The sequence below is a fragment of the Paenibacillus sp. FSL L8-0644 genome, from assembly GCF_038008165.1.
In the GTDB taxonomy this organism is placed as follows: Bacteria; Bacillota; Bacilli; order Paenibacillales; family Paenibacillaceae; genus Paenibacillus; species Paenibacillus polymyxa_D.
This window is the reverse complement of sequence record NZ_JBBOYN010000001.1, coordinates 828,897-852,997: the sequence shown is the minus strand read 5'-3', so window position 1 is coordinate 852,997 and position 24,101 is coordinate 828,897. Positions and strand designations below refer to the sequence as shown.

Genomic DNA, 24,101 nt, shown 5'->3' with positions numbered 1-24,101 from the left:
GGGTCTGAAACCCAAAACTATCCGGCGAAGGAGATTGATGATCAATGTTCAACAACATGGCTCCACAACAACAACTTCATCAATGTGAACAAATTATTCAGCAATTGGCACAACAAACACAGCAAGGAACCGCCATGTATCAGCAGTTGCTGCAACAAGAGCAACAAAATGCATCCAGCCTTGAAAACCTGATGCAACGTGAACGTAATGCAGCTCAAATGATCCAAACCGCAATCCAGGACCACCAAAAAGCTATGCAACAATACCAACAAGTTATTCAACTGTGTAGTCAGCTGGAAAACACTATCCGCTCGAGCAGCCAAATGACTCAGCCTGGATTTGGCGATAACTATGCTTCCCGTAGTATGCAACCATCCACCTTTAGTGCAGGAAGCCACATGAATCACAGCTTTCCGCAGCATATGGGGTCGACCGGACAGCATTTTGCAGGCAGTGGTAACATGCAGCAGTTCGGAAACAGCAGTCAGCAAGGCATGAGAACAGTACCAAGCAGCATGTAAGCTGTTTTACACAAAAAAAGGGTGAACAGCAGGCCGTCAAATCGGCTTGTTGTTCACCTCTTTTTCATATCATTTAAGCCCTTTCATCAGCTGTTGCTAGTTTAATTCCCGTTCGGCCAGCACCTTCATTCCGTCTCGCAAATACTCAGCCAGCCCGGGGCGATAGCCTTCATACATTTTATTGAAATCCTCATGCTCGACATACAAGTCTCCCAGCCCGCTATAAATTTCTGCGGTAGGAGTATAAAATCGGCTTACCCATTGAAGATGACGGCGGATCAGCGCCTGTACTTCTTCACTGTTATGCTTCAATCCTTTATTCATGGCTTCAGCCAGCCGTCGATGAATCTGGTCAGCCTCTGCCTGTGAATCCAAATAATCCTCTTTGCTCCAGTTCTCCGTCGCCGTCTTGCTCTCCTGAATTGTTTTCTGAGCCTCTTGACCATAACGGTCTGTCAAATCATGTTCATACATTTCCTGCTTTTCCGGGTTAAACCCTTGGTACATTTGCTCTGGTTTCATTGCTTGTTCCCCTTTCAAATGAGCCACCGTTTCGTCGATGGTTTGTAGGAGAGTATGCAAGCGGAAGACTTTGGCCTCGACCTTGGCTCGATGCTCTTGCAAAACCTCGGCCTTTTGTTCCTTGGTTTGCTCCAGCATATTTCCAATTTCAGATAAAGGCAAATCCAGTTCCCTATATACCATGATTTGCTGAAGCCTCAACAGTTGTTCCTGTTCGTAATAGCGATATCCATTATTTCCAATATGATGCGGTTTCAGCAATCCTATTTCATCATAATAATGCAAGGTTCGTACGCTGATTCCCGACAGATTAGATACTTCCTTCACCGTATAAGCCATTCCGCTTCACCTCCCTTGCTTGACAGTCTACAGTCTCACGTGGCGTGAGAGTCAACGCCCCCACTTGCCCACCTTGGTACTACACTTTTACCCTATAAGCGCATTGTGAACCGCTCATTTACCAACCATTTTTCATACTTGCGACCTACAATCGGCATCTTTAGATAACTATGCAAAAAAAAGCCCACCAACGAGCATTTTCAAATATGCTGGGGGCTCCATATATTCGATTTGACTTAACCACTATTTACAGATCAAACGATACCTAAGAGAGGCTTTTTCCCATAACCACACGATCATAAAAAGCTATCTTTTGAATAATTTTCTCCAAATTGTGCTGCGTTTGTGCCACATGTTCCTCCACCTTCTTTTTGTGGGCTACAAGGAAATCTCTTCTCTCTTGGATTGTGGCTTCTCCTTTTACATTTAGCTCAAGGTATGCCTTAATTTCTTCAATGGTCATCCCTGTATCTTTCATAGCCATAAGGAACCTGATCCAATCGATTTGTTTTTCGGTATATACCCTTCTTCCCCCTTCATCCCGACCGACATCAGGTAATATGCCTTCTTTTTCATAATAACGAAGGGTAGATGCGGGCAATCCGCTCTTGATTTGAACTTCTTTAATGGAGTACATGGTTATTCCCCTCCTCATTCTTATATTTTCTCTTCAAGTCAGCTTTAACGATAAGTATAAGTTTTCATAGTAAAGAGTGCAAAATTAAGATTCCTACTACCTTACAGCAGCGAGGCAACCTTCTTATTGCCCGTCAGTCCGGACAGAAAATAGAACGTGGGCATTTGTGCCTCATAACCAAAATCGTCAACATGGCTGATAATATCGTCCACAATCTGGTCGGTCTGAAGACCTTCACGTGCTAATCGAGTTCATACCCGCACCGCCTTATATTGCATCCAATTCTACACACCAAACGCCACCTCATACAGCATGGGAATCGATTGCCACCACAGCTTGCTCCTTATCCGGTATTACTAAAAATTTTATTGCCAACTAGAATATTATTTATGAATATATATCGGTAATTCTTTATAATTACCCTCACACACCCCTCAATAAATAAACACATATTGGTAATTACTTGTATACTTTTCAACAGTTTACTAAATATATGCGATTGCTTCTCTAAGCCTATTCTTTTTTATCATAACTATTTAGTATTATAAGGATATAAAAAAAGGAGGTTATCATTTGAAAAGTACAGGTATGACACGTCCCCTAGATGCGTTAGGCCGTATCGTTATTCCCAAAGAAATGCGAATTTCCATGGATTATAATGTGGGTGATCCTGTTGAGATTTTTGCAGATGAGGAAACTGGTATTCTCGCCTTTCGAAAATATACTGGGGTGACGTGTAAAATGTGTGGTTCAACAGAACAATTAACTTATTTTAGAGACAGCTTTATTTGCGGGGAATGTATTGAGAGTTTAAAGAAGGGGGTAAATTTCAGCCCAGTCCTAAGACCAGCCAAATCAGCTTTATCCAACTCACAACGATCTAATAAAGAGTCCAAACGTCTGCGGCGATCGACACAACAGATGATCGAAAGTCTAAAAGAATTAATGCAAAAGCACCCCAATGCAGCACAGCACGAATATGCCAAAATACTTGAGGTTTCCCAAGCCCGTATATCCCAGCTCAAAAAAATGCTATAACCACAGCTTGATACCCTACATAGATATACACCAGTGATTTCATCATGTACAGCTACTTTTGAACCGTGATACGCAGCATCATAGCTAACCGACAAAATGCAAAAACGTCCATGCGAAAATTCCAAACCAGGTATAAAGACCCACTGAATGACTTACAAGCGAGAACGCCTATAGCAAAAGGCAGTGCTACATTTAATATTGGTTCCTGAATTAAAAAATGGCCTTCTTTAATTAGAGAAGGTCATTTCATTTATTTATTCATTTTTCTGTAGTAAAACATCCTATACTTTTTCTTTTCGTCAGTTTTTCGTCATTTCATTACATCTTCTCCTCATAAAAAAATAGTATTCGTTTTATAGATAGAGAAAGGATGTGTGAACCTAATATGAACAAACCTGCTCAAATTTTTTCTATTCTTATACTTTCCGTAAGTGTAAGTGTGTTTGCTGGTTGTGGAAAGCAGGAAACAACAGATACATCTACCAATGAAACAGTACCAACAACCTCAGAAACGGTAGTCAAAGAAGGAACAGATCAACCAGCCGCCCTGCAAAGCTTAGACGAGATCAAATGGAATGATGTTAAAGATCCTCTAATTGAAGATGCCATGATAACAAAACTCAAAGCAGTAATAGCTGCCTTCGTGTCAAAAGATTTGGAACAATTCCATGCTACGCTCGGTCCAGACGTTGGAACAGGTCACGATTACCTCTTCGATCATCCGGTGAAGTTTACTGGTATTGCTGGAGCTATAAAAGAAAATAATCGGACATTGATACCCGTTGTAGGGGAACGGCTGAATAATGAAGAAGGATATTCACCCGATATACGATATACCTTCTACTTTGAAAAAGATAAAGATGGCGCATGGCAAATTGTTTCAATTGATTAACTAAATTCTCTAAGATGCATTATCTCGATTTGTAGCAACATTGCCCATTCCAACGAGTACGTTTGCACATATGATGCCTTGTCAAAACATTCTTCTCATCGTTCGATGGGGCCGTTACAACCACATTTCGCGACCACTACTGAAGTGACATTCAATATTGGACCAACCAAAAGGCGTCGCCTGCAAATGCACGCGATGTCTTTTGGGTTAGCCACTGGCTCTGAACATAAATATTAGGATTTGCTAGCCATGTCTGCAATCTGGTTAAGCCACTCTTTACGCGTATCTTCATCAGATTGGGGTACCGACTCAAAAAATAGATGATACATGACATCAAGTCCACAATATTCAAATATGCCTTTGTCGGACGTCAAGCGAAGTGCTTGATCCATACCAATGCTGGCATATTCCGCACGTGATTTTCCCTGCGTATTGAGAATAATAGCCTTCTTTCCCTTGAGCAGTCCCATCTGCACTCCATTTACATATTTATAAGCAAATCCGTAGGAGAATACGCGGTCAATATACCCCTTCATAATAGCTGGCATCCCCGTCCACCAAATAGGATAAATAAAGGTGATTACCTCTGCCCATTGCAAATACTCCTGCTCCCGTACAACATCTTCTCCAATGTCTCCAATGACCTCGCTACTGCTAACCACAGGTTGAAAATTGATTGCATATAGATCACGAACAACCACATCATGTCCTTTTTGCTTTAGCCCCTCGACTGCTGTTGTCAAAATCGCATGATTAAAACTTCCCTCAGATGGATGTGCGTAAATAATAAGATGTTTCATTGTTGTTACCTCCATTTATCAATAAAATAAGTGATTGATCAATTACTATATTTCATACTATCCCAACCAACTGAATATGCATAAGCCAATAATCCCAATGAAGATACCATCGATGAACTTGAGTTGAATCCTACTCATGGATATCACCTCCTTTGCTTGTTAATTTAGTTAGTAATTGATCAATCACTAACTAATTTGGCCTTAGTATAGTATATTCCTTTTTACTATGCAAGGGCTTTTTGTTCAACTTTATATAAAAGATTGGTCCCCCATTTGATGTCCATTAGGGTGTGGTGTCAAACAATCACTTAATATGACTTTATAATGTCATGTTATTAGGTGTATGCTCCTAGAGAGGTGAAGCGTATGCCGCTAAGCAGACATTTCGAAATTGTTTATATGTTACTCCATAAGAAAAAAGTGACTGCTGATGAATTGGCAGAACATTTTGAGGTTTCCACACGAACCATTTATCGGGACATAGATGTCTTAAGCGCAGCTGGGATTCCCATCTACAGCAGTAGAGGCAAGGGTGGCGGAATATCATTGATGGAGGGTTATGTCTTTAACACCTCTTTACTGTCCGAGCAGGAACAAGATGATATCTTAATGGCCCTTCAGAGTGTGGCCACCGCTACCATTCCACAGGTAGAAGAAGTGCTGAACAAATTGAGTAGGCTTTTTAAAAAAGACATGGGTAACTGGATCGAGGTAGATTTTTCGCCATGGGGAAGCCAAAACAGTCAGAGACAGCTATTTACACTCATACGCAACGCAATAATTACAAACCATGTTATAAAGTTCCGCTATTATAACGTCGCCGGGGAACAGAGTTATCGTAGCGTCGAACCTGCCAAGCTATTGTTTAAAGATAAATCCTGGTATGTGGAAGGTTACTGTTTAAATACCGAAAGTCTCGTGTATTTAAGATTAGCCGAATGAAAGAGATTATAGTTTCCGAAATTAGTTATGAGCCAAGAACGGTCGTAGCATCTACAGATACAAAAATGAACAATTTGCTTGATACCATTGAAGTAACTCTTCACATTTCTGCTCAAGGTGCTTACCGCGTATACGATGAATTTGCCGAGAAAACAATTACTCAGAAGGAAGACGGCTCTTATACCGTCACGGCACAATTTCCCGTAGGCAATTGGCTGGACAGTTATCTGCTGTCCTTTGGTCCCCTCTTTATAAAGGTTAGCCCCGAACAAGTACGTACAAGAATATTGTCTCATTTAGAAACGATGAAAAGAAATTTAAATGATCCTCTATAATATGACACCATGTAGTCATATTATCACTGCTATGATGAGTTTGAAGTTATCGCTCACAACATACTCACCATAGGAGGTTGAAGAATCAATGAATCCACATAGACCCATGCCACCAGCAGTAGAAACTTACTTTACATCAGCGAACAAATCCCGGCTTGAAACATTTACTTCCGCTTTCGATAAAGATGCGTTGATCTTGGATAACCATCGCGAAATCAAAGGTATGGATGCCATAAAATCATGGTGTGAAGCAGAAATATTGGGGCCGAATGTCACCTTCGAGATCGTGGATACGGATGACACAATTAATACCGTCGTCGTAACTGCGAAAGTAGACGGAGACTTTGATAAATCGAATCTTCCCGATCCACTCCTACTCAAACATCAATTTCTAGTAAACAACAATAAAATTAAAGAACTGATTATTACACTCCCATAAAGTAATTAAAAGAGGATTTTGCAAAATCCTGAAAAAACAAGAAAGGGAAAACCGTATATGTCCGCTTATGTTGTTTTTATACGTGAACAGAGTACCGATCAAACTGAACTCCAACTCTATTCTCAGTTGGCACCGGCAGGTTTGGCGGGACATTCCGTCAAACCCCTAGCAATGTATGGCGCATACCTGGTCCTCGAAGGACCCGATATTGAAGGGTTGGCCATCCTGGAATTCCCCACTTTTGAGGAAGCACAAGCTTGGTACTTTAGTCCAGCCTATCAAAAAGCCCTAAAGCATCGACTGCGCGGAGGGCGGTACCGAGGTATCATTGTCGATAGTGTGTAAGGTTCGCAAAACAAGTGAACTCGGAGTGAAGATACCTAGAGGTAGTTCTCAACCACATTGTGAAAATCAGGAGGAATTATTCGCATGAGTTTTCAATTAGAAAACATTGTAAGTGAGTTTAAAGGTAAAAAGACCTTGGTCACAGGCGGTACCAAAGGAATGGGAGAGGCTATTGCTAAGAGACTTACGGCTGCAGGTGCTACTGTAATTACTACGGCTCGAACTACTCCAGTTAATTTAGAAAATCCGGATCTATTTATTCCAGCCGATATTAGTACGCCTGAAGGTGTAGATAAAGTGGTAACCAGCGTTCTTGAGCGCCTAGGCGGTGTAGATATTCTTGTCAACAATGTTGGAGGCTCGTCAGCCCCATCCGGGGGAGCCCTTATCTTGACAGACGAGCATTGGCAGCAAACTTTTAACGCCAATCTGTTTGCTGCTGTCCGTTTAGACCGTGGACTGCTGCCGGCTATGGTTGAAAAGGAAGCCGGTGTTATTATTCATATTTCATCCATTCAACGTCGCTTGCCGCTATATGATGCAACATTGGCTTATGCTGCAGCCAAAGCAGCTTTAACTACTTACAGCAAAGGGTTAGCCAAGCAGTTTTCGCCTCAAGGCATTCGTATTAATACAGTTGCGCCAGGCTTTATCGAAACGAAGGCAGCACAAAGTTTGATTGATCGGATTGCTGAGACGACAGGTGACCGAGAAAGTGCATTAAAGCAACTGATGGACTCGTTGGGAGGAATTCCAATTGGTCGTCCAGGACTACCAGAAGAAGTCGCTGAGCTTGTTGCTTTTCTGGTATCTGACCGGGCCGCTTCTATTACAGGAAGTGAATATAATATTGACGGCGGAACAGTACCAACGGTCTAAAACTCAAGCTAAATACGCTTTATCAATAAGCCCATAACCGTATTTGGAAGCAAATTAATTTTCCAATTTATAAGGGTGTGGGCTCTCTTTGATCCTAAACAGCTCTGCTAAAACCGTGGAGGCTTTGTAGCAGCCGATTTTGCTCCAATCGCAATTAGAGTTTGCCTAAGTTCATCCTGAGTTACCTTTGCCATTTCTTGTGCAGTAGGATATTTCGGTTTTACTGCGTTTCCATTCCTTCTCAATGCGGAACTTTTCAGAGCCTCGCGAACGTGATGTAATCGACTTGGGCAGGCTCTGCCGATTCGATCCGAAGTGCCCGGTTGATCTGTCCCCGGTGATATTGTCCATGTAAGAGGACCTGCAACAGGCTGTCCCGGACGGACGTTCGGAACGGAACCCCGCTCTGGTTCGCATAGTCGATCATCTCATCCAACTCGGATTCCTCGAGCCCTTCGATATAGACACGATATTGTTCGGCGTTTTCTTCGAACATCGTCCGGATCGCCGACAGGTCTTCAGCTTCCTCCCACAACGAATATTGCGCGCTGCCCTTGCCCTGCAATCGGGACAGCCAGACTCGTTCCGCGACCGCGACGTGCCGAACCAGCTTCAGAAGGTCCTTGTTCTTCGTCTCACTCTCCTCGAGCGCGTCCAAGATGCGTCCGTCCGCCCAGTACAGGTGGTCCATCATGCACTTGATCGTCTTCATTTCGGTTTCCCCCTCTTCATCTCATCGATTACTTGAACCTACTGTTAACCGTTAGTTTAATCATTTGAATGAACTAAAACAACCTTTTTTGGGGTGAATTCCTTGTTGCTGTAAACTTCCAAGGAGAAACGTGCATTTTCAAAGGGTTTAGTGGCTTGTCGCTCCCTTTTGGGAAGCACTCATGGGAGATTAAGCCTACTCTGGTTGCTGCAACATCCTCATTTTTACGTTTAGCCTTGAAAGATCTTTGATACTTTAATTTCATAACTCTTCTCAGGCACTGCCTTTTTTAAAAAATCATTTGGCTAGGTCTATTTTGTTATTGTCTTTTTGGGGCTACGACCATCCGCCATTATATTCCATTTTCAAATATTAATTAAAGAACATACGCGGGTAGCAGTAGTGATTTAAAGGAGCCTTATCTTAATCTAGCACTAAGAAAACACTTTATTTTCATCTGACAATCACGCAGAAGGTGCCAAAAAAGCCTATCTAATGAACAGACATACGCAAAACGTATTATCTATGTCCATCAGATAGGCTTTTATATAACTACTTACCGTTTAATAACGATCAGCTTTGTTTCCAGCATTTCTTCCATGGCATACTTTACGCCTTCGCGTCCGGTGCCACTTTGCTTCACACCACCATACGGCATATGGTCGACACGGAAGCTTGGAATGTCATTGATCACCACGCCGCCAACCTCAAGCTTGTCTGCTGCATCCAGCGCAGTCGTGATATTACGTGTGTAAATTCCCGCCTGCAGGCCATAGATCGAATCATTCACATGGTTTACGGCTTCATCTATAGAGCTAACAGAATGAATCAGCACAAGCGGGGCAAACACTTCACGACAGGACACCTTGGAAGTCGGGTCCACATTAAGCAAAACCGTCGGCTCCAAAATACCTCCCTTGGCTTGGCCACCCAGAGCGATTCTCGCACCTGCTTGAACCGCTTCTTCCAGCCATTCACGGACACGTTCGACATCCTTGGCTGAAATAAGCGCGGATACATCCGTGTCCGGCTCTAGCGGATCTCCCATTTTTAAACGTTGAGTTGCTTCTATAAACCGGGATACAAAGGTATCATACAGTTCATCGACAACGTAAATACGTTGAACTGATATGCACACCTGCCCTTGATTGGCAAAGGCTCCACTCACACAACGGTCGATGACCCCGTCCACATCCGTATCACGGTCGATAATAACGGCCGCGTTGGAACCCAGCTCCAGCGTCACCCGCTTCAAGCCAGCCTTGGAGCGAATTTCTGTACCGACCGCCGGGCTACCGGTAAAAGTGATATAGCTGACGCGCGGATCAGTGACAAGTACGTCGCCAATGGTTTTACCATCGCCGCTGATCACGTTAAGAGCGCCCGCAGGCAATCCAGCCTGCTCCAGCAGCTCCGCGATTAAGTAAGCCGACAACGGCGTCTGCTCCGCAGGCTTTAATACGACTGTATTGCCTGCTGCCAGCGCGGGACCCACTTTATGAGCGACCAGATTCATCGGGAAGTTAAATGGTGTAATAGCCCCTACTACTCCGACAGGTTCTTTGAGCGTGTAGGCCATACGGCCCTCGCCGCCCGGTGCGGCATCCAGCGGAATGGTTTCCCCGTGAATCCGTTTGGCTTCTTCAGCTGCGAACTTATAGGTTTGCACCGTCCGATCAACCTCCGCCAGCGCAGCTTTCCATGGTTTTGACGCTTCGCGTGCAATGATGCGCGCTGCATCCTCACGCCGCTCTTCCAGCAGGTCAGCCAGCTTCTCCAAAATGGCTGACCGCTGGTGCGCTGGCATGGCCCGCATCTCCGAGCGTGCATCAGAGGCCGCCTGAATAGCAGCCTTGGCATCTTTTGGCGTGGCCTCTGCCACCTCAGCAATGACCTCGCCGGAATACGGCGACTTCAACGTCGTATACGATGAAGCTGTTTTCCATTCTCCACCAATAAATAAATGCTGCTGCATGCTTTTTCCTCCTTTTCTCTATATTAACGTCTCTTTTACCATCTATTTTACCGTCAGCACCGGACAAGGTGCATGCTGAATCACATGATGGCTCACGCTGCCCAGTATCATTTCAGAAACAAGTCCTTTTCCCCGTGTTCCCATAATGATCAGATCCACCTTTTCCTGATCTGCAATTTCACAAATGATACTCGCCGGATTACCATGACCCGCCAACATACGGCAAGGGATGTCCGCGTCCTTTAAATAGTCGGATGCAGGTTCCAGGATATGACGACCTTCCTCTTCGATCCGCTCATCCACATCGACCCCAATCGGGGGCTCATTCATGGATAAAGCCGGGTTTACATGCAATACAGTCAGATGCGGGTTCCCCTGAAGCTGCTTAGACAACGTTTTGGCGGTCTCCAACGCCCTCATCGCGTGTTCCGAACCATCAATCGCGACCAGAATATGTTTGTATTCGCTCATACTCTTTTCCTCCTCAGAAGTTCGATCTTAGTGTGCATCCACCTGAATATCCTGCATATGTCGACGACGTCCGATCAGCACAACTACACCAATCAGGACCATCAATGCTCCAAAATAAAACGGGGTTTCTGCTGAGTACCACTCTGACAGCTTCCCTGCAAGCCACGGCGAAATGGCCCCGCCCAAAAACCGCATGAAGCTGTAGGCCGCAGATGCTGTCGAGCGCTCCACTGGAGCAGCCTGCATAACAGCGGTTGTAATCAATGTATTGTTAATCCCCAGGAAAATACCAGCTACAATGACGGCGACAATGACAGTCGTTGGCGAGCCAGCTACCGTCCCAATCGCCATAACACCTAAATCAATGGCAAATAGCGTCAGCATGATACTAATGGAAGATACCACGCTCAAGCGTGCTTGAATCTTTGGTGCTACAAACACCGAGGTAAAGGCTAGCATAATTCCCCAGCCAAAAAATACATAACCCAAACCATGCTCGTCCAGATGCATTACATATGGAGAATACGCCATCAACGTAAAAAATCCAAAGTTATATAACAACGCTACAATACCGAGCGTGAGTAAAGCTGGATAACTAAGCGCTTTGAACGGATCGGCAATGGAACCGCGTTTTTTGGGCTTTGGAATCGAAGGCAGCATAAACGTAATGAACAAAAATCCCACGACCATTAGTCCGGCTACACCGAAAAACGGACCACGCCAGGAAATGGAGCCTAACTCACCGCCCAGCAGCGGACCCACTGAAATCCCGAGGCCCAAGGCCGCTTCATACAAAATAATTGCTTTAGCTGTTCCAGAAGTAGACAGACCTACAATCGCAGATAACGCTGTTGCGATAAACAAAGCGTTCCCCAAGCCCCAGCCTGCCCGGTAGCCCACAATTCCGCCAACTGTATTGGCCGTGCCGCCAAGTCCGGCAAACACAATAATAAACAAAATCCCGGTTAGTAACGTCCATTTGACACCCAATCGACTAGATACGACGCCCGTAATCAGCATCGCAACGCCTGTTACCAGGTTATAGCTGGTGAACAGCAATGACACTTGGCTTTTCGTAGCATGAAGCTGATCGGCAATGGCCGGAAGAATCGGATCGACCAATCCCAGGCCCATAAATGAAATAACACAAGCAAAGGCGACCGCCCATACCGCTTTAGGTTGAGACAGCAAGCCTGAGCGTTCTTTTAGCTCTTCAGGTAATGCATGTTGTGAACTCATATTATGATGTTACCTCCACATCTGAATGTAAATGTTCTTGTTATGATGGGTTGTGATCAAGTTCCTCATCCAAAAGGGTTTTGCGTTCACGAACCCTGACCCGCAACTCCTCCAACTCAGTCTGGAGCAAACGGATGCTGTTGATTTTTCCCTCCATTAATTCCAACTGTTCGTTCAGTGTACCTTCCATATCCTCCAACATGGCCCGTCGCTCGTTCGGTTGCAAATGCTCCGTTCGCTCGCGATATTCCTCCCGCTGACCCTTGAGCATTTCCGCTGCGGACATGTAACGCTGAAGCTCTTGCAAGGAGAATCCAAGTACTTCCTTGGCACTCACTATTTTTTTTAGTAAATCCACATCCTCCTGCGTATACAGGCGCATATTTCCTTCACTGCGTTGCGGGGAGGGCAATAATCCGATCTCCTCATAATAACGAATAGTTCGCTTCGTCAGACCACTTTGCTTGGCGACCTCATCAATTTTATACGTAACCATGACACCCACCTTATGAAAAAGATTATATATAAATACTACGCCTATATAACGTTAACGTCAACGTAAACTTTGATATAAAAAGAAACCGCCTCTATTGGAGACGGTTCCTGTTTTGACTAGCACGGTCATAGACCCGAAGCATCGGCGCTCAAGCCCATGAATATAGCTTTAGATGAAAATGGTACGTGTGATGATAACCAGCAAAATGAAGAGTACCAGAATAACACCAGTGGAAGTAAACATGTTGTAGCCGCCACCACCGCAACCTCTTTCTACTTCACCCATCTTAAGTTCCTCCTCCCTCTGTCGATTACAACAAATCGCCCGAAATCAGATTCATGAGCTACGAATTAGATGACGAATGCTTTGGAAATAATAACGAGCAGAATGAAAAGTACCAGAATCGCTCCTGTAGATGTAAAAGCTCCATAACCAGCGCCTACTCCAGACATGGTGATTCCTCCCTTCATGGTTTACAAGAGCATCTTATGCTTATGCCATCATTCATGATAGGGACAAATGCCGCGCCTGCCGCCCAAATCTAGGTTTGGTATTGTATAGTCCTGTTATTCTTCGGACCCGAGCATGCCGTGATAGAGGAGGTTTCGTGCCTGCTTGGCAAGTACAGACGGACTTTCACGTCCAGGCAACAATTTCGTTAACGTCAGCCGTTCAATCAAGCCGATCACGCATTCTGCTATCAGTTCAGGGTCCAGTTCCTCACGGCACGAGCCCCATCGTTGCGCAGCCAGCAGATGCTTTTTGATATGCTCGGCCATTTCCGCCTTAATGCGCACCGAGTCTGCCGCCTGGTAAAATCCGACACGGGTGATCGCCGGATTGTTAGACAACACGCGAAAAATAGCCTCCAGAAACACTTGTCCCCGTTGCAAAATTTCAGCTTCGCTTTGATCCGGGCCTATCTTCATGCTTTGAACCGTTTCATTCACCAAAGTACGAAAGCTCTCCACAAGCTCATCATACATCTGTTCCTTGCTTTCAAAATGAATATAAAAATCCGGCTGCGTCAATCCTGCGCGTGCCGCGATCGAACTTACCTTTGTCTGATAAAACCCCGTCTGAGCGAACTCTTCAGCCCCTGCTTCCAGTAACAACCGTCGACTCTCCCGACTTCTGACTCCTGCTCCCATCACGGTCTTGCCCCCTTACGCCACAAATCTATCGTATTATAAAGTTCCTTTGCAGTAAGAACAACGGGCTTGAGGATGATATATACCTGTCCTTCAAAAGTCCTAATACGGAAGGACTGAAAGTTTCGGAAAATCAAGGGCATCTCCCTACAAGGTATAATTAACCAATCTGATGGCGAGCGAGCAGGATTTATTACGCTCAGTGATGAGGACAATATTTGCGCATCATCTCAATCGTCGTCAGATCATCATCCAGCCCCCGTTGTTGCAAGCCGTCGATAATTTGCTGACGTTCCTGATCTTTGACATTTTGACCGAATTTAAACTTGGCGGTCCAATCCTCCGGTACAATTTTGATCAGAGCGACCCCTTTCAAACGTGAAGCATACCGAGAATCGCTAGCATCAATCGTGTCATACCCGCCTTCCGGTTGCAGCTTACTCATAAAAATGGAAAAGGCCGATGCTTTTTCTTCCAAATCCACTACATGCTCCGCATGACCACGAACGGTAATGCTTTTAAAAAATGAAGTCGCCGGACATGCCATATGTTCATCCGTAAAATAAGATGGAATGAGCGCATATTCTTTGGCGGCTGAAAAAGTAACCCGATTATCCTCTTTCATCTGTTCCATCTTTTCTCCAGCACGGCTGCCATGAATATAAAAAACGCCATTTCCATAAGCGAAATTCAAGGGAACCACACGCGGAAAACCATCCTCGCTGTTCATGCCTAAAAATCCGAAACTGACCTCGCTTAGAAACTGCTCTATTTCCTCTAGTTCTGCCACCGCAAATTCTTTCCTTCTCATAGTGAACTCTCCTTCCATCTATTGACCAATGATACATTTCAGATTATGTTGAAAATGGATTCATAAAAAGACCCAATATGAACGAAAATGAGTGGCCCAATCGAAGGAGAAGAGTATGGATATTACGATTGCTTATCAGCGCGCGCTTCATAAATATCATTTAAAATATTTGGCATTGTATCATGCTCTTCGTGAGGGAATCCTCAATGGTTCCCTTGCCAGTGGTACGCGTCTGCCTTCCACTCGTGATCTGGCTGTGATGTATGGAATTTCGCGAGGGAGTGTTAAAGAAGCATACGATATGCTGCTGGCAGAAGGATATGTAGACTCGGCAGTAGGCAGAGGAACCTTTGTTATGCAACAGACAGCAGTGCTACCAAACCCATCTCAAATCAGCCAGCAGAATCAGAATCCACCCGTTGCCAAGCAAAAATCCCCTACGCTGTCAGCATGGGGACAACGAATCATGCAGATCGAGAGGGAACGAAACTTACAGTCGTCTCCTGTTTCAACTACAGATAGAGACCGTGCGCAACAGCCTTTGATTTCTTTTCAGGCAGGAGAAGTTGTATTAGAGGGCAATTCACAGATCGCATGGAAAAGCGCACTGACTGCCGCTGGAAAAGATCTGCAAAAGCCCTCGGCTGACGAGACCACTGCACCAGTGAGCGGTGATGAATGGCTACGTGAAGCGATTTGCCATCATGTTGGCAGAACACGCGGAATTACGGCCAGCCCGGATCAAGTCGTATTATGCAGTGGTTCCATGGAAGTAATCACGTTATTAAGTCAGTTACTTATTCATGAACAAGATCGAATTGTATTGGAGAATCCTTGTTATTCCGGCATCTACCGTGCAGTTACTGCCTCAGGCGGACAGATACTCGCTGCCGAAATGGATCAACACGGAATTGTCCCACAGGATTGGGATTCCAACTTGCTGTTTGTTACACCTGGACGACAGTTTCCAACCGGTGCAGTGTTGCCATTAACACGCCGTCAACATATTTTGCAATGGGCAGCATCCAAGGGAGCGTGGATCATTGAGGACGATTATGACAGTGAATTCCGCTGGGCAGGACGACCCATTGAACCGTTAAAAGCACTGGATCGCGCAGAATGTGTCATCTATGTCGGTTCCTTTTCCAAAAGCATGTTCAGCAGCCTTCGACTCGGGTTTGCAATCCTGCCCGTTGAATTAGCCCAAGCGCTGACAGCTGCCAAACGACTATACGATCCCCTGCCGCCTGCCCGCTTGGAACAGCGCGCACTGGCACGTTTTATGATGCGCGGCGACTTCGTTCGCCATGTGCGTCGGATGACTCGCATATACAGATCACGCTACGACGTGTTCCAGCGGGAAATACAGCAGTTGAATGAACTGTTTCACTGGCATCAGAACAATTGCGGACTACATGCCTATGCCATCTGGAAGCATGATTCTGCCCAGTATCATCATTTGATGCAGACAGCACGATTTTACGGAGTCACATGGCGTGATGCCGCTGATTACCAACTGACACCGGGACCTCCATCAGCTTGCTTTATCTTTGCTCACTTAACGGAGCAGCAAATTATCGAAGGTGTTAAGCGCCTGCGCCAGGCATGGGACAGTATCAAACATGAGTATCACGGAGCAAAGCTGAGGCTTTAAAAAGGTACTCCATTCGCGCTTTGTATATAGCAAATTAGACTAACGATAAAGAAGAATTGCCCTTTCCATTCCCTTACTTTTTCATATGATGCTAGTAACTTAAAAGAATTGGAGTGAGAGAAATGGCAATTAGTCCGCTTTGTAGACAGTTTGCAGCTATATTAAAAGCAACACCTCAAATCATCAACGGAGTTTGTACTGCATCTACAGTCAGAAATAACATCAAGCCGATCATTTTAGGGAAAAGGGCCAGATCCTTTCTTGCAATACCCCAAGCTTTTTCTTTCGAAAGTATTGGCCGTAACGGAAAAGGATTATGTCTTGGTGAAACCGTGATTTTGACCGCAGAAATTAATCCGTTTATTTCTCGACTTCGTAAACATGATGTCAAAGTGACTGCACTGCACAATCACTGGCTATTCGATAACCCCAATCTCTGGTACATCCACTTCGAAAAAGTAGAAAAACCGCTTGTTTTCGCCACAGAGGTGCGTGACGCGCTTAATGTCTTGACAACGAAGCCTGTACGGCCGGTTATTAAGAAAAAGTAAGCTATCAATAAATGCAAAGATCCGCTTTGGCGGGTCTTTTTGTGTTATGGGCGGAACATAGGACAAAACAGATTAATATTCTACATTAGCCCATTTATCTAAAAGGAGAGCTTTATGAAAAACAAATTAATCTTTGATTATATTGTCGTAGGAACAGGTCCTGCAGGTGCTGTAATAGCGAAAACCCTTACGGATGATAAGCAAACATCGGTTCTTGTGCTGGAAGCAGGGGAAAATAACGATAAAGACAAACCAATAAGGGACTCTACCTTTGCCCTGGAGCTGGAGGAACAATTTTTCCCCGAATACTTTTGGCAAGGGGAAGGCATTCCACAAAATGGAGTAGACGATCGGTCATTCGAATGGACCACAGGACGGCTGCTAGGCGGTGGCTCTTCAATTAACGGCGAGCAGTATGTACGGCCTACTTCGGCTGTATTTAGAGAATGGGAAAGGCTTTTAGGCCCATTATGGTCACCTAGAAGAGCCATTCGCCGATTCAAAAAACTAGAAAAATATAATGGAGAAACGAATAATCCAAGGGTTCACGGATATAGCGGACGGATTGATATCAGGCAAGCTCCTGTAAATCCCACGTCTATGGCGCAAAAACTAACCTTGGCCATTGAACGTGCGACAGGGTTTCCGGAAATCCTCGATTATAACGATCCTAAAACTCCCCTTGGTCCCTTTACCCGATGGCAGTTGTTCCAAAAACCAAATGGACACAGGGAAAGCTCTTCAACCGCTTTTCTCTCGCCAGGCATCATGACTTCTTCCGGACAGGGCGTAAACGGCCGGAAGTTGAGGGTTTTCTTTAAATCAACAACTTTGCGCGTTCTTTTTACTAATAAGCGCGCTGTAGGAGTGGAATTCCTCCGTGAAGGAATATGTACACGAGCTTATGCGCGGAAGAAGGTTATCGTCTCAGCAGGCATTAACAGCGCCCAGTTATTAATGCTATCCGGAATCGGACCTGAAAAATCGCTTAAAGACAAAGGGATTCATGTAGTATTTAATAATCCCAATGTAGGCAAACGCCTGCGTAACCATACTCTGAACTTTGCCTCCTTCTCAACCAATCCCAAGGATCGCGCACTGCCTTCTAATGATCCAAGTGCTCTATATACGGGTGGAGCCTTCTTGCCTGATCCCAATGGAACGGAGGACCATCGTCGGGCGGTTCAAATGCTAGGTATAGGTTCGGAAGGCATGCTTACCTTAGGTTTGATTTACTTACGCCCTGCAAGCCGGGGATCGATCAAACTGCAAAACAACGACCCTCTGAAAATCGTGCTTGCAGATGAAGGCTTTCTCTCGAATCCCGAGGACATGGAAGCGGTGAAAAACATATATAAAAATTATGTCAAAAACATAGCGGCAGAGCTGACGGCCATTGATCCATCATATCAGCTCGTTTCTCCTACGCTTGACGTTATTGACAACGACTCTAACCTGGAGGAGTTTATCAAGCAAAATTTTGGCCATAATCATCACCAGCAAGGCTCTCTTCGCATGGCCCCATTAAATAGAGGAGGCGTCGTGGATCGCAGAGGTAACGTGCATGGAGTCAAAAATTTAATCGTTGCCGATGCTTCCATCATCCCCTTCACGGTCGATGGTAACACATCCGCTGCTGCATACCTGATAGGATATACCATAGCACGACAATTAAAGCTGCTGGATAAAAATATACGCGCTCGAAAGTTAAGACGGCAACGATATGAAGAATATGAAGAGTAGCCTGAGACTCGTTCGTCATTTGCGGCGGATGACTCGAATATATCCCCTTATTTAATTACTAGCCCCAAAAGGCCCACAAAGGATGAAGCCTGATGCGGTGAGATGATGCAGCCATTCAAGTCTTCTATCTCTACTTGTAATCCATCAAATTCGCAATCACTGAGATCAATTCCCTTGAGCTTGGACCCCGACAGGGTGGCTTGATCCAGATTGCAACGGGCAAAAGAGGTTTTTTGTAGTGTTAAATGATACAGATCTGCACTTATCAAAGAACAATCCTCAAAACCAACTTGCTTGAAATTAGCAAAACGGAACATCGAATAATCCCCTAAACAATCCGAAAAACGAACGTTTTGGAACCTGCTTCTCGAAAAATCCGTTCCGAGCAATTTGCAGTTTCTGAACTCTACCCGATGGATAAAGGAACCTGAAAAATTAACATTCGATAGATCGCATTTATCAAAAATAACGTCTGTCCATTCACTTTCCGGCAATGACGATTCCATGATCGTTACATTTTTAAAAGTCATCTTCTCTAATGAAACCTTAACCGCTTCCATATTGTCCAAAATGATATCCTCTACAGACCCTATACTGAGTTCGTCTTTGGATCGTATGGAGCGCATTTCTTCATTTAATACGGGTAAATCCGCAGGAATCTTTGGCAACTCCATTTTATTTTTCATTATATCTCTACCTCCACGATTGAGAGCCCTCTAGGATATCTATATGAATCTATTTTCTATCAATTCTCATACATAGGGTAGCAAAAGTATTTCTCACACATATATTAACGTAGTGAGCACGCTCACGAACCTTTGTTAGGAGGTTGATAACATGGCAGTACAGCTATCTAATCAAGTGTTCTCCATCTCTGTCGGAGATTACGGGGATCTCTCTTCCTTGCGACTGGTAGGGGACACTTTTAATACCAACTATGTTATGAACAGCTCCAACGCACCTAAACAGAATACGTCGGATCATCAATGGCTGGGTGAACTCATGTTCACCTATCGTCTCGGCAACGGAGCGTGGACTCGGGCATGGACAAGCAATTCTACTGATGCGCGCCAGATCACCTCTTCTGGAAACAGTGTCCAGGTAGCCTATCAGAATTCATCAAACCATCAGGGAATACGTAATTTCATTTTACATGAAACTTATTCGTTGGTTAACGATTATTTGCACTGGCAAATGAAAGTAACGAACAGCTCTAATCAAACGCTGGAGATCGGAGATTGGGGACTGCCACTTCCGTTTAACGAGTATTGGTCCGGTGGCAATAATGAACAAATTTATGAAACCAGAGTACTCTCACACTCCTTTGTAGGCCATAATAGTTCCTTTATTACCGCCGGACGACCTAGCGGCATCGGACCGTATGTACTACTAATCCCTGATGCCTCAACGGGGGCTGGTCTCGAATATCAGGACCATTGGAGAACTGAGGAGCATCCCGGCAGCACATGGGCTATGGAGCAAGGGGGCTGGTCCGAAGGACTGAATGTGTTCTATATCCACTCCAATGTCATCAAGAGCACCAACCGTGGCTATCTTGGAAGCACCAGTCTGTCGCTGGCTCCTGGTGAAAGCAAAACGTATGCTTTTAAATTTTACAAGGTAGCGGACGAGCAGGCCGTAAAGGACAGGCTGTACAGTGAGGGACATGTGGATGTGACCGTGGTTCCGGGTATGATCTTCCCAACCAATCTCAAGGCTAAATTCGATCTGCATACCAGCAAATCCATTACCTCTGTCACCGCGCAATATCCGTCGGAAACGACCATCAGCTATCTGGAAACAGCCCCTACAAACCATAAAATATATGAACTTACACTGGGACGACTGGGACATAACAATATTACGGTTAACTATGGTAACGGCGAAAAAACCGTTCTCCAGTTCTATGCCATCGAGCCAATCGAAGCTGCACTTCAGCGTCACTCTACCTTCATGGTCAACAGCACCCAATGGAACGTGCCGGGCGACCTGAGGGACAAGGTCTTTGATGACTGGATGATGCAGTACAAGGCCAAACGCAACAGCTTTGCTGGCTACTGGGGCTGGGGTGACGATTGGGGGCTAACTCACGGTCAGTTTCTGGCGGAGAAAAACGTTCAGAAGCCCGTGGCATCTGAGATCAAGGCAGTCGATGATTATTTGGAAGTGGCCATCTGGACGAATTTGATGGAAGGCCATCATACCGATTATCTGGTTCCTGATTTCCTGATGCCGCAGCCTAATACGACACCAACGTACCGGGGCTATGCCTATCCGCACATTTATAATACGTTTTTTAGCATGTATAAACTTGCCAAGCTGTATCCCAACCTGATCAGCTATCGCAATAGCAAAAACACATATTTGCTACGTGCTTATCATATTTTTAAAGCGTTGTATGAAGGCCCTGTTGCCTATAACTGGAACACGGGACTCATGGGTGAGCTGACTACACCTGATATCATTAAAGCGCTTCAGGAAGAAGGCTTGACCACCGAGGCTAACGACCTGAATGCCAAAATGGCTACCAAGTACAACAATTTCAAAAATACCACCTATCCTTATGGCTCTGAGTATAACTATGACAATACAGGCGAAGAAGCCGTATATACGCTCGCCAAAATGAACAACAACACGACCATGATGAGTAAAATCAACGCCAAAACGCGTGCTGCACGCGGTCATATGCCTGTCTGGTACTATTACGCCGACCCGGTCACTATCACCGGAGAGAATTGGTGGAACTTCCAGTACACCACTTCACTGGCCGGCTATGCGATGGATGACTGGACACGTCGGTATTCGTCCAAGCCCGAAGTGGACCAGCGCCTATCCTATGCCGCCAAGCTGGCGAACATCGGGGCGATTAACTCGGGACAGATCAGCTCTGATCCTGCCAATATCGGGGCGGTATCGTGGACATATCAGGCGGGCAAAGGCAATTATGGCGCACTCGGTCTGGACGGCGGCCCTCTCTTTAACGGATGGCGCGGCATGTCCGGGGAAGCCGATCTAGGGCTGTTTGGAGCCATTAAAATCCTAAGCTCGGATGTTGCTGTCGATCCCATATTCGGTTTGTTCGGTTACGGATGTGACGTTACAGAAAGCAATAACAGCTATACAGTTACTCCAAAAGACGGCGTATTCCAACGTCTGCATCTGATCACCCAGAAGCTGAGTCTGGAGTTGAACCGGGATCAATATAGCTTGGCCATCGTGTCCAAGTCCAAGAGCAACATGCGCCTGACACTGAAAAATATGACCCCAGGCACGACTCATACTACCGTTATGAGCTTGACCGGACTCGCGGCAGGTACGTATGACGTGCTCGTAGACGGCACAAAAACCGGATCAGTCACGGCTGCTAACAGCTCTGCGATCACGGTCAGACTGAATATCGGTACGGCAGCCAACTATGATATCCGTATTCAGTCGAGTACAGGTAATCCGTCTCCCGCTGGAGACATTATAGCCCATTATGAATTTGGCGAAACGGCCGGATCTACCGCAGTCGATTCGTCAGGTTATGGACAGCAGGCCAGTGTAAATGGAGGCGCGTGGGGAGCCGGACGGAAAGGCAATGCCCTGCGCCTTAACGGTACAGACGCCTATGCCAGCCTGCCCGGCGGTATCGTTAGCAGCCTCAATGACTTTACGATTGCCGCGTGGGTACGGGTGAACACGCATAACGGCTGGGCACGCCTGTTTGATTTTGGAGCAGGCACGGATCGGTATATGTTTTTGACACCTAAGGCCGAGGGAACTGGTATGCGCTTCGCTATCACTATCTCGGGGAACGGAAAGGAACAACAGTTGAATGCGCCGGAGCTGGCAACAGGGGTTTGGAAGCATGTCGCCGTGACTTTGTCAGGCAATACTGGAATGATGTATGTGGACGGTGTAGAGGCGACGCGTAACACGAACATGACGCTGAATCCTTCCAGCCTTGGACTGACAGACCGGAACTATATTGGAAAATCCCAGTTTGATGATCCCTATCTGAACGGCGCAGTAGATGAACTGATCATTTACAACAGAGCCCTGACCGCTCAGGAAATCCGGGGCTTGGCCTCGGCAAGTAGCATCATTACAGCCCCTGATGTGGGAGTCCAAGCATATGCTGAGGGGGCAGATTAGAATGCATTATGCATTCATTTCATGCCATTAACGTTTTAGATTGTGAATGATTTGTACCGTGAATCATCTGTGTCGTGAATCATTTGCGTCGTAAATGATTGGGATCGTGAATTACTTCTGCTGGTGCTTCTCATTGCCTCCACCCCGGATTTCTTATATTAATTCTGTAATCAGGGGTGAAATCCGGGGAGGTGATGCTTCCGAAGTGAGCCGCCCTATGGAAAGCATTTAAATTGACGCCTTACCGGGACGATCAGCGGCAATTTTTCCATCGGGAGGGCGTTTAGCTCCGTCTAATGCGTGTCGTTCTTGGTCTTAAGCGAGCCAGTTCCTCACTGGTGAGTTGTCTAGTATAGGAGCGAGGGGAAGATCCTGTATCTACCCTCAGCACCCTGCCTGCCCCGTTGGGGCGGGCTACCCGTGTGTTGAATACCTGCATGGCCCACTGCACTGGAAAGGCTATGGATAAGCGACCATCTGCCGTGCCTGCATAATTAACCGCAGCTGCATAATTATCAGACTGTCTGAGCCATACAGAGCCAGAATCCCCGGGTAGTGATACAGGAGTCGTACCTCTAATAACCGTCTGATCTTCGAAGGTCAGTAAGCCCAACTCTCCACCATAATTGATTTGCAGGTCCGTATAGACGGACTCTACCGTGCCATTGACCCGCCCGGTCGTACGCCCTACCTTCTTCAACCTATCCCCTATGCGATAAGCGGTCACATGACCCGGAATCGCTCCTACTGTGGCATAACGCGGATTGAGCAGGTTGTTACGGGTCGGAAGCGAAAGCGCCCCATCAATCAGGTTCGTTCCGGTGGGATTCAAGCGTACGTAACGATATAGCCGTCCTATACGATCCTGAGCAACCGTCCCCCCATCGGCTCCGCCTGGCTGAATTGTAGCCTCCCGATTGTCTGTATTGGAGGGATTGAGGACATGGTTGTTGCTAAAAAGATAACGTGTAGCCGGCGCTCCAGTTGGGGCAACGATGAGTCCGGTTGTACCGGAGCCTTCAATCGTCCCGACACTGTAGCCGGCGATGACCGGGCGTATGCGCATTCTGTAGTCCGTAGCATTGGCTCTGATCTTTCCAGTCTTTACAATTCGGACTGGAACGTTCGTTTTCTTTCCTAATGCGGTGGCCGACAGGAGTCCAGTAGAGGCCGACGCTAAACGGTCCGTGTACACAATGACAGCGGCTCCCTTTTTGGGATGGGCAGGGTCCCTGTATCCTACGCCAATGCCGTGGACACCGGACATTTTTAAGACTCGCTTGGCCATCCGCTTTTTTACTTGAAGCGCGGCCGAGAAGGTAGCCAACATAATCATCTCCTTTTACATTCAGATGAAATATTGTATGGCTAAGGCCGCTTCGCGTTCCATTTGATCTTACGATCGCTATATTGAAAGGCATATGAAAACATACCATAAAATGGTACACTTATTTCCGAAATTGACATCTTAT

Annotated in this window: 25 protein-coding genes; 12 read left to right on the top strand and 13 right to left on the bottom strand. The window is 45.7% G+C overall.

Going from position 1 to position 24,101, the window contains the following annotated elements:
* Positions 1-44 precede the first annotated feature (44 nt).
* Positions 45-521, top strand: coding sequence for a hypothetical protein (locus NSS94_RS03890; protein WP_029515825.1), 477 nt, complete (start codon positions 45-47; stop codon positions 519-521).
* Positions 522-617: 96 nt separating this feature from the next.
* Here NSS94_RS03890 and NSS94_RS03885 read toward each other — a convergent pair whose 3' ends face one another.
* Positions 618-1,382: a MerR family transcriptional regulator gene (locus NSS94_RS03885; protein WP_165148360.1), complete on the bottom strand. Its 765-nt coding sequence runs from the start codon at positions 1,380-1,382 to the stop codon at positions 618-620.
* 265 nt (positions 1,383-1,647) lie between these two features.
* On the bottom strand, positions 1,648-2,019 hold the full coding sequence (locus NSS94_RS03880) for a MerR family transcriptional regulator (RefSeq protein ID WP_029515827.1): 372 nt from the start codon (positions 2,017-2,019) through the stop codon (positions 1,648-1,650).
* A 573-nt stretch (positions 2,020-2,592) separates the two neighbouring features.
* Here NSS94_RS03880 and NSS94_RS03875 point away from each other — a divergent pair.
* A complete protein-coding gene (locus tag NSS94_RS03875) occupies positions 2,593-3,057 on the top strand; it encodes an AbrB/MazE/SpoVT family DNA-binding domain-containing protein (RefSeq protein ID WP_029515828.1) in 465 nt (154 codons plus the stop codon).
* A gap of 385 nt (positions 3,058-3,442) precedes the next feature.
* Positions 3,443-3,949 (top strand): hypothetical protein, encoded by a 507-nt coding sequence (locus tag NSS94_RS03870; protein ID WP_165148357.1) that lies wholly within the window; start codon positions 3,443-3,445, stop codon positions 3,947-3,949.
* A 233-nt stretch (positions 3,950-4,182) separates the two neighbouring features.
* On the opposite strand, the gene NSS94_RS03865 is transcribed toward NSS94_RS03870, so the two are convergent.
* Positions 4,183-4,749 carry an NAD(P)H-dependent oxidoreductase gene (locus tag NSS94_RS03865; protein WP_341038705.1) on the bottom strand — a complete coding sequence of 189 codons (567 nt, stop codon included), beginning with the start codon at positions 4,747-4,749 and terminating at the stop codon, positions 4,183-4,185.
* Between the two features lie 366 nt (positions 4,750-5,115).
* On the opposite strand from NSS94_RS03865, the gene NSS94_RS03860 reads away from it, so the two are divergent.
* From NSS94_RS03860 to NSS94_RS03840, 5 genes are all read left to right on the top strand, one after another.
* Positions 5,116-5,691: a helix-turn-helix transcriptional regulator gene (locus tag NSS94_RS03860; protein WP_341038703.1), complete on the top strand. Its 576-nt coding sequence runs from the start codon at positions 5,116-5,118 to the stop codon at positions 5,689-5,691.
* Positions 5,688-6,026 carry a helix-turn-helix transcriptional regulator gene (locus tag NSS94_RS03855; protein WP_341038700.1) on the top strand — a complete coding sequence of 113 codons (339 nt, stop codon included), beginning with the start codon at positions 5,688-5,690 and terminating at the stop codon, positions 6,024-6,026. Before NSS94_RS03860 ends, NSS94_RS03855 begins: the two co-directional genes overlap by 4 nt.
* Positions 6,027-6,114: 88 nt before the next feature.
* Positions 6,115-6,465, top strand: coding sequence for a nuclear transport factor 2 family protein (locus NSS94_RS03850; RefSeq protein WP_341038699.1), 351 nt, complete (start codon positions 6,115-6,117; stop codon positions 6,463-6,465).
* A gap of 18 nt (positions 6,466-6,483) precedes the next feature.
* A complete protein-coding gene (locus tag NSS94_RS03845; protein ID WP_238437996.1) occupies positions 6,484-6,810 on the top strand; it encodes a DUF1330 domain-containing protein in 327 nt (108 codons plus the stop codon).
* Between the two features lie 84 nt (positions 6,811-6,894).
* The gene (locus tag NSS94_RS03840) at positions 6,895-7,689 is read left to right on the top strand and encodes an SDR family oxidoreductase (protein WP_341038698.1); all 795 of its coding nucleotides are present in this window, start codon (positions 6,895-6,897) and stop codon (positions 7,687-7,689) included.
* A gap of 256 nt (positions 7,690-7,945) precedes the next feature.
* Here the strand turns inward: NSS94_RS03840 and NSS94_RS03835 are convergent, their stop codons facing one another.
* The 8 genes from NSS94_RS03835 to NSS94_RS03800 form a co-directional block, all read right to left on the bottom strand.
* The gene (locus tag NSS94_RS03835; RefSeq protein WP_029515829.1) at positions 7,946-8,401 is read right to left on the bottom strand and encodes a DinB family protein; all 456 of its coding nucleotides are present in this window, start codon (positions 8,399-8,401) and stop codon (positions 7,946-7,948) included.
* Between the two features lie 556 nt (positions 8,402-8,957).
* Positions 8,958-10,376 (bottom strand): aldehyde dehydrogenase family protein, encoded by a 1,419-nt coding sequence (locus tag NSS94_RS03830; protein ID WP_341038696.1) that lies wholly within the window; start codon positions 10,374-10,376, stop codon positions 8,958-8,960.
* A 42-nt stretch (positions 10,377-10,418) separates the two neighbouring features.
* A complete protein-coding gene (locus NSS94_RS03825; RefSeq protein ID WP_039270609.1) occupies positions 10,419-10,847 on the bottom strand; it encodes a universal stress protein in 429 nt (142 codons plus the stop codon).
* 27 nt (positions 10,848-10,874) lie between these two features.
* Complete coding sequence (locus NSS94_RS03820) at positions 10,875-12,086, bottom strand: MFS transporter (RefSeq protein WP_029515832.1); 1,212 nt, start codon at positions 12,084-12,086, stop codon at positions 10,875-10,877.
* A gap of 40 nt (positions 12,087-12,126) precedes the next feature.
* Positions 12,127-12,582: a MerR family transcriptional regulator gene (locus NSS94_RS03815; protein ID WP_069010957.1), complete on the bottom strand. Its 456-nt coding sequence runs from the start codon at positions 12,580-12,582 to the stop codon at positions 12,127-12,129.
* 350 nt (positions 12,583-12,932) lie between these two features.
* The gene (locus NSS94_RS03810; RefSeq protein WP_014599460.1) at positions 12,933-13,034 is read right to left on the bottom strand and encodes a hypothetical protein; all 102 of its coding nucleotides are present in this window, start codon (positions 13,032-13,034) and stop codon (positions 12,933-12,935) included.
* Between the two features lie 114 nt (positions 13,035-13,148).
* Positions 13,149-13,733: a TetR/AcrR family transcriptional regulator gene (locus NSS94_RS03805; RefSeq protein ID WP_069010956.1), complete on the bottom strand. Its 585-nt coding sequence runs from the start codon at positions 13,731-13,733 to the stop codon at positions 13,149-13,151.
* 199 nt (positions 13,734-13,932) lie between these two features.
* Positions 13,933-14,544, bottom strand: a complete 612-nt coding sequence (locus NSS94_RS03800) for a pyridoxamine 5'-phosphate oxidase family protein (RefSeq protein WP_069010955.1) — start codon at positions 14,542-14,544, stop codon at positions 13,933-13,935.
* Between the two features lie 115 nt (positions 14,545-14,659).
* Between NSS94_RS03800 and pdxR the strand changes: the two genes are divergently transcribed.
* From pdxR to NSS94_RS03785, 3 genes are all read left to right on the top strand, one after another.
* Entirely contained in the window at positions 14,660-16,198 is a 1,539-nt protein-coding gene (gene pdxR, locus NSS94_RS03795) for a MocR-like pyridoxine biosynthesis transcription factor PdxR (protein WP_341038694.1), read from the top strand.
* A gap of 122 nt (positions 16,199-16,320) precedes the next feature.
* Positions 16,321-16,749 (top strand): DUF1259 domain-containing protein, encoded by a 429-nt coding sequence (locus NSS94_RS03790; protein WP_341038692.1) that lies wholly within the window; start codon positions 16,321-16,323, stop codon positions 16,747-16,749.
* A gap of 114 nt (positions 16,750-16,863) precedes the next feature.
* Positions 16,864-18,492, top strand: a complete 1,629-nt coding sequence (locus NSS94_RS03785) for a GMC family oxidoreductase (RefSeq protein ID WP_341038691.1) — start codon at positions 16,864-16,866, stop codon at positions 18,490-18,492.
* Positions 18,493-18,539: 47 nt separating this feature from the next.
* Here the strand turns inward: NSS94_RS03785 and NSS94_RS03780 are convergent, their stop codons facing one another.
* Positions 18,540-19,178 (bottom strand): pentapeptide repeat-containing protein, encoded by a 639-nt coding sequence (locus NSS94_RS03780; protein ID WP_029515839.1) that lies wholly within the window; start codon positions 19,176-19,178, stop codon positions 18,540-18,542.
* Between the two features lie 151 nt (positions 19,179-19,329).
* On the opposite strand from NSS94_RS03780, the gene NSS94_RS03775 reads away from it, so the two are divergent.
* On the top strand, positions 19,330-22,629 hold the full coding sequence (locus tag NSS94_RS03775; RefSeq protein WP_341038689.1) for a DUF5695 domain-containing protein: 3,300 nt from the start codon (positions 19,330-19,332) through the stop codon (positions 22,627-22,629).
* Positions 22,630-22,912: 283 nt separating this feature from the next.
* Here NSS94_RS03775 and NSS94_RS03770 read toward each other — a convergent pair whose 3' ends face one another.
* Complete coding sequence (locus tag NSS94_RS03770; RefSeq protein ID WP_318627591.1) at positions 22,913-23,959, bottom strand: hypothetical protein; 1,047 nt, start codon at positions 23,957-23,959, stop codon at positions 22,913-22,915.
* Between the last annotated feature and the right edge of the window lie 142 nt (positions 23,960-24,101).

What these genes read in the sequence shown, in the direction of transcription:
- NSS94_RS03890 (WP_029515825.1), top strand. Translation starts at nt 45, where the DNA reads ATGTTCAACAACATGGCTCCACAACAACAACTTCATCAATGTGAACAA.
- NSS94_RS03885 (WP_165148360.1), bottom strand. Translation starts at nt 1,382, where the DNA reads ATGGCTTATACGGTGAAGGAAGTATCTAATCTGTCGGGAATCAGCGTA.
- NSS94_RS03880 (WP_029515827.1), bottom strand. Translation starts at nt 2,019, where the DNA reads ATGTACTCCATTAAAGAAGTTCAAATCAAGAGCGGATTGCCCGCATCT.
- NSS94_RS03870 (WP_165148357.1), top strand. Translation starts at nt 3,443, where the DNA reads ATGAACAAACCTGCTCAAATTTTTTCTATTCTTATACTTTCCGTAAGT.
- NSS94_RS03865 (WP_341038705.1), bottom strand. Translation starts at nt 4,749, where the DNA reads ATGAAACATCTTATTATTTACGCACATCCATCTGAGGGAAGTTTTAAT.
- NSS94_RS03860 (WP_341038703.1), top strand. Translation starts at nt 5,116, where the DNA reads ATGCCGCTAAGCAGACATTTCGAAATTGTTTATATGTTACTCCATAAG.
- NSS94_RS03855 (WP_341038700.1), top strand. Translation starts at nt 5,688, where the DNA reads ATGAAAGAGATTATAGTTTCCGAAATTAGTTATGAGCCAAGAACGGTC.
- NSS94_RS03850 (WP_341038699.1), top strand. Translation starts at nt 6,115, where the DNA reads ATGAATCCACATAGACCCATGCCACCAGCAGTAGAAACTTACTTTACA.
- NSS94_RS03840 (WP_341038698.1), top strand. Translation starts at nt 6,895, where the DNA reads ATGAGTTTTCAATTAGAAAACATTGTAAGTGAGTTTAAAGGTAAAAAG.
- NSS94_RS03835 (WP_029515829.1), bottom strand. Translation starts at nt 8,401, where the DNA reads ATGAAGACGATCAAGTGCATGATGGACCACCTGTACTGGGCGGACGGA.
- NSS94_RS03830 (WP_341038696.1), bottom strand. Translation starts at nt 10,376, where the DNA reads ATGCAGCAGCATTTATTTATTGGTGGAGAATGGAAAACAGCTTCATCG.
- NSS94_RS03825 (WP_039270609.1), bottom strand. Translation starts at nt 10,847, where the DNA reads ATGAGCGAATACAAACATATTCTGGTCGCGATTGATGGTTCGGAACAC.
- NSS94_RS03820 (WP_029515832.1), bottom strand. Translation starts at nt 12,086, where the DNA reads ATGAGTTCACAACATGCATTACCTGAAGAGCTAAAAGAACGCTCAGGC.
- NSS94_RS03815 (WP_069010957.1), bottom strand. Translation starts at nt 12,582, where the DNA reads ATGGTTACGTATAAAATTGATGAGGTCGCCAAGCAAAGTGGTCTGACG.
- NSS94_RS03810 (WP_014599460.1), bottom strand. Translation starts at nt 13,034, where the DNA reads ATGTCTGGAGTAGGCGCTGGTTATGGAGCTTTTACATCTACAGGAGCG.
- NSS94_RS03805 (WP_069010956.1), bottom strand. Translation starts at nt 13,733, where the DNA reads ATGGGAGCAGGAGTCAGAAGTCGGGAGAGTCGACGGTTGTTACTGGAA.
- NSS94_RS03800 (WP_069010955.1), bottom strand. Translation starts at nt 14,544, where the DNA reads ATGAGAAGGAAAGAATTTGCGGTGGCAGAACTAGAGGAAATAGAGCAG.
- pdxR (WP_341038694.1), top strand. Translation starts at nt 14,660, where the DNA reads ATGGATATTACGATTGCTTATCAGCGCGCGCTTCATAAATATCATTTA.
- NSS94_RS03790 (WP_341038692.1), top strand. Translation starts at nt 16,321, where the DNA reads ATGGCAATTAGTCCGCTTTGTAGACAGTTTGCAGCTATATTAAAAGCA.
- NSS94_RS03785 (WP_341038691.1), top strand. Translation starts at nt 16,864, where the DNA reads ATGAAAAACAAATTAATCTTTGATTATATTGTCGTAGGAACAGGTCCT.
- NSS94_RS03780 (WP_029515839.1), bottom strand. Translation starts at nt 19,178, where the DNA reads ATGAAAAATAAAATGGAGTTGCCAAAGATTCCTGCGGATTTACCCGTA.
- NSS94_RS03775 (WP_341038689.1), top strand. Translation starts at nt 19,330, where the DNA reads ATGGCAGTACAGCTATCTAATCAAGTGTTCTCCATCTCTGTCGGAGAT.
- NSS94_RS03770 (WP_318627591.1), bottom strand. Translation starts at nt 23,959, where the DNA reads ATGTTGGCTACCTTCTCGGCCGCGCTTCAAGTAAAAAAGCGGATGGCC.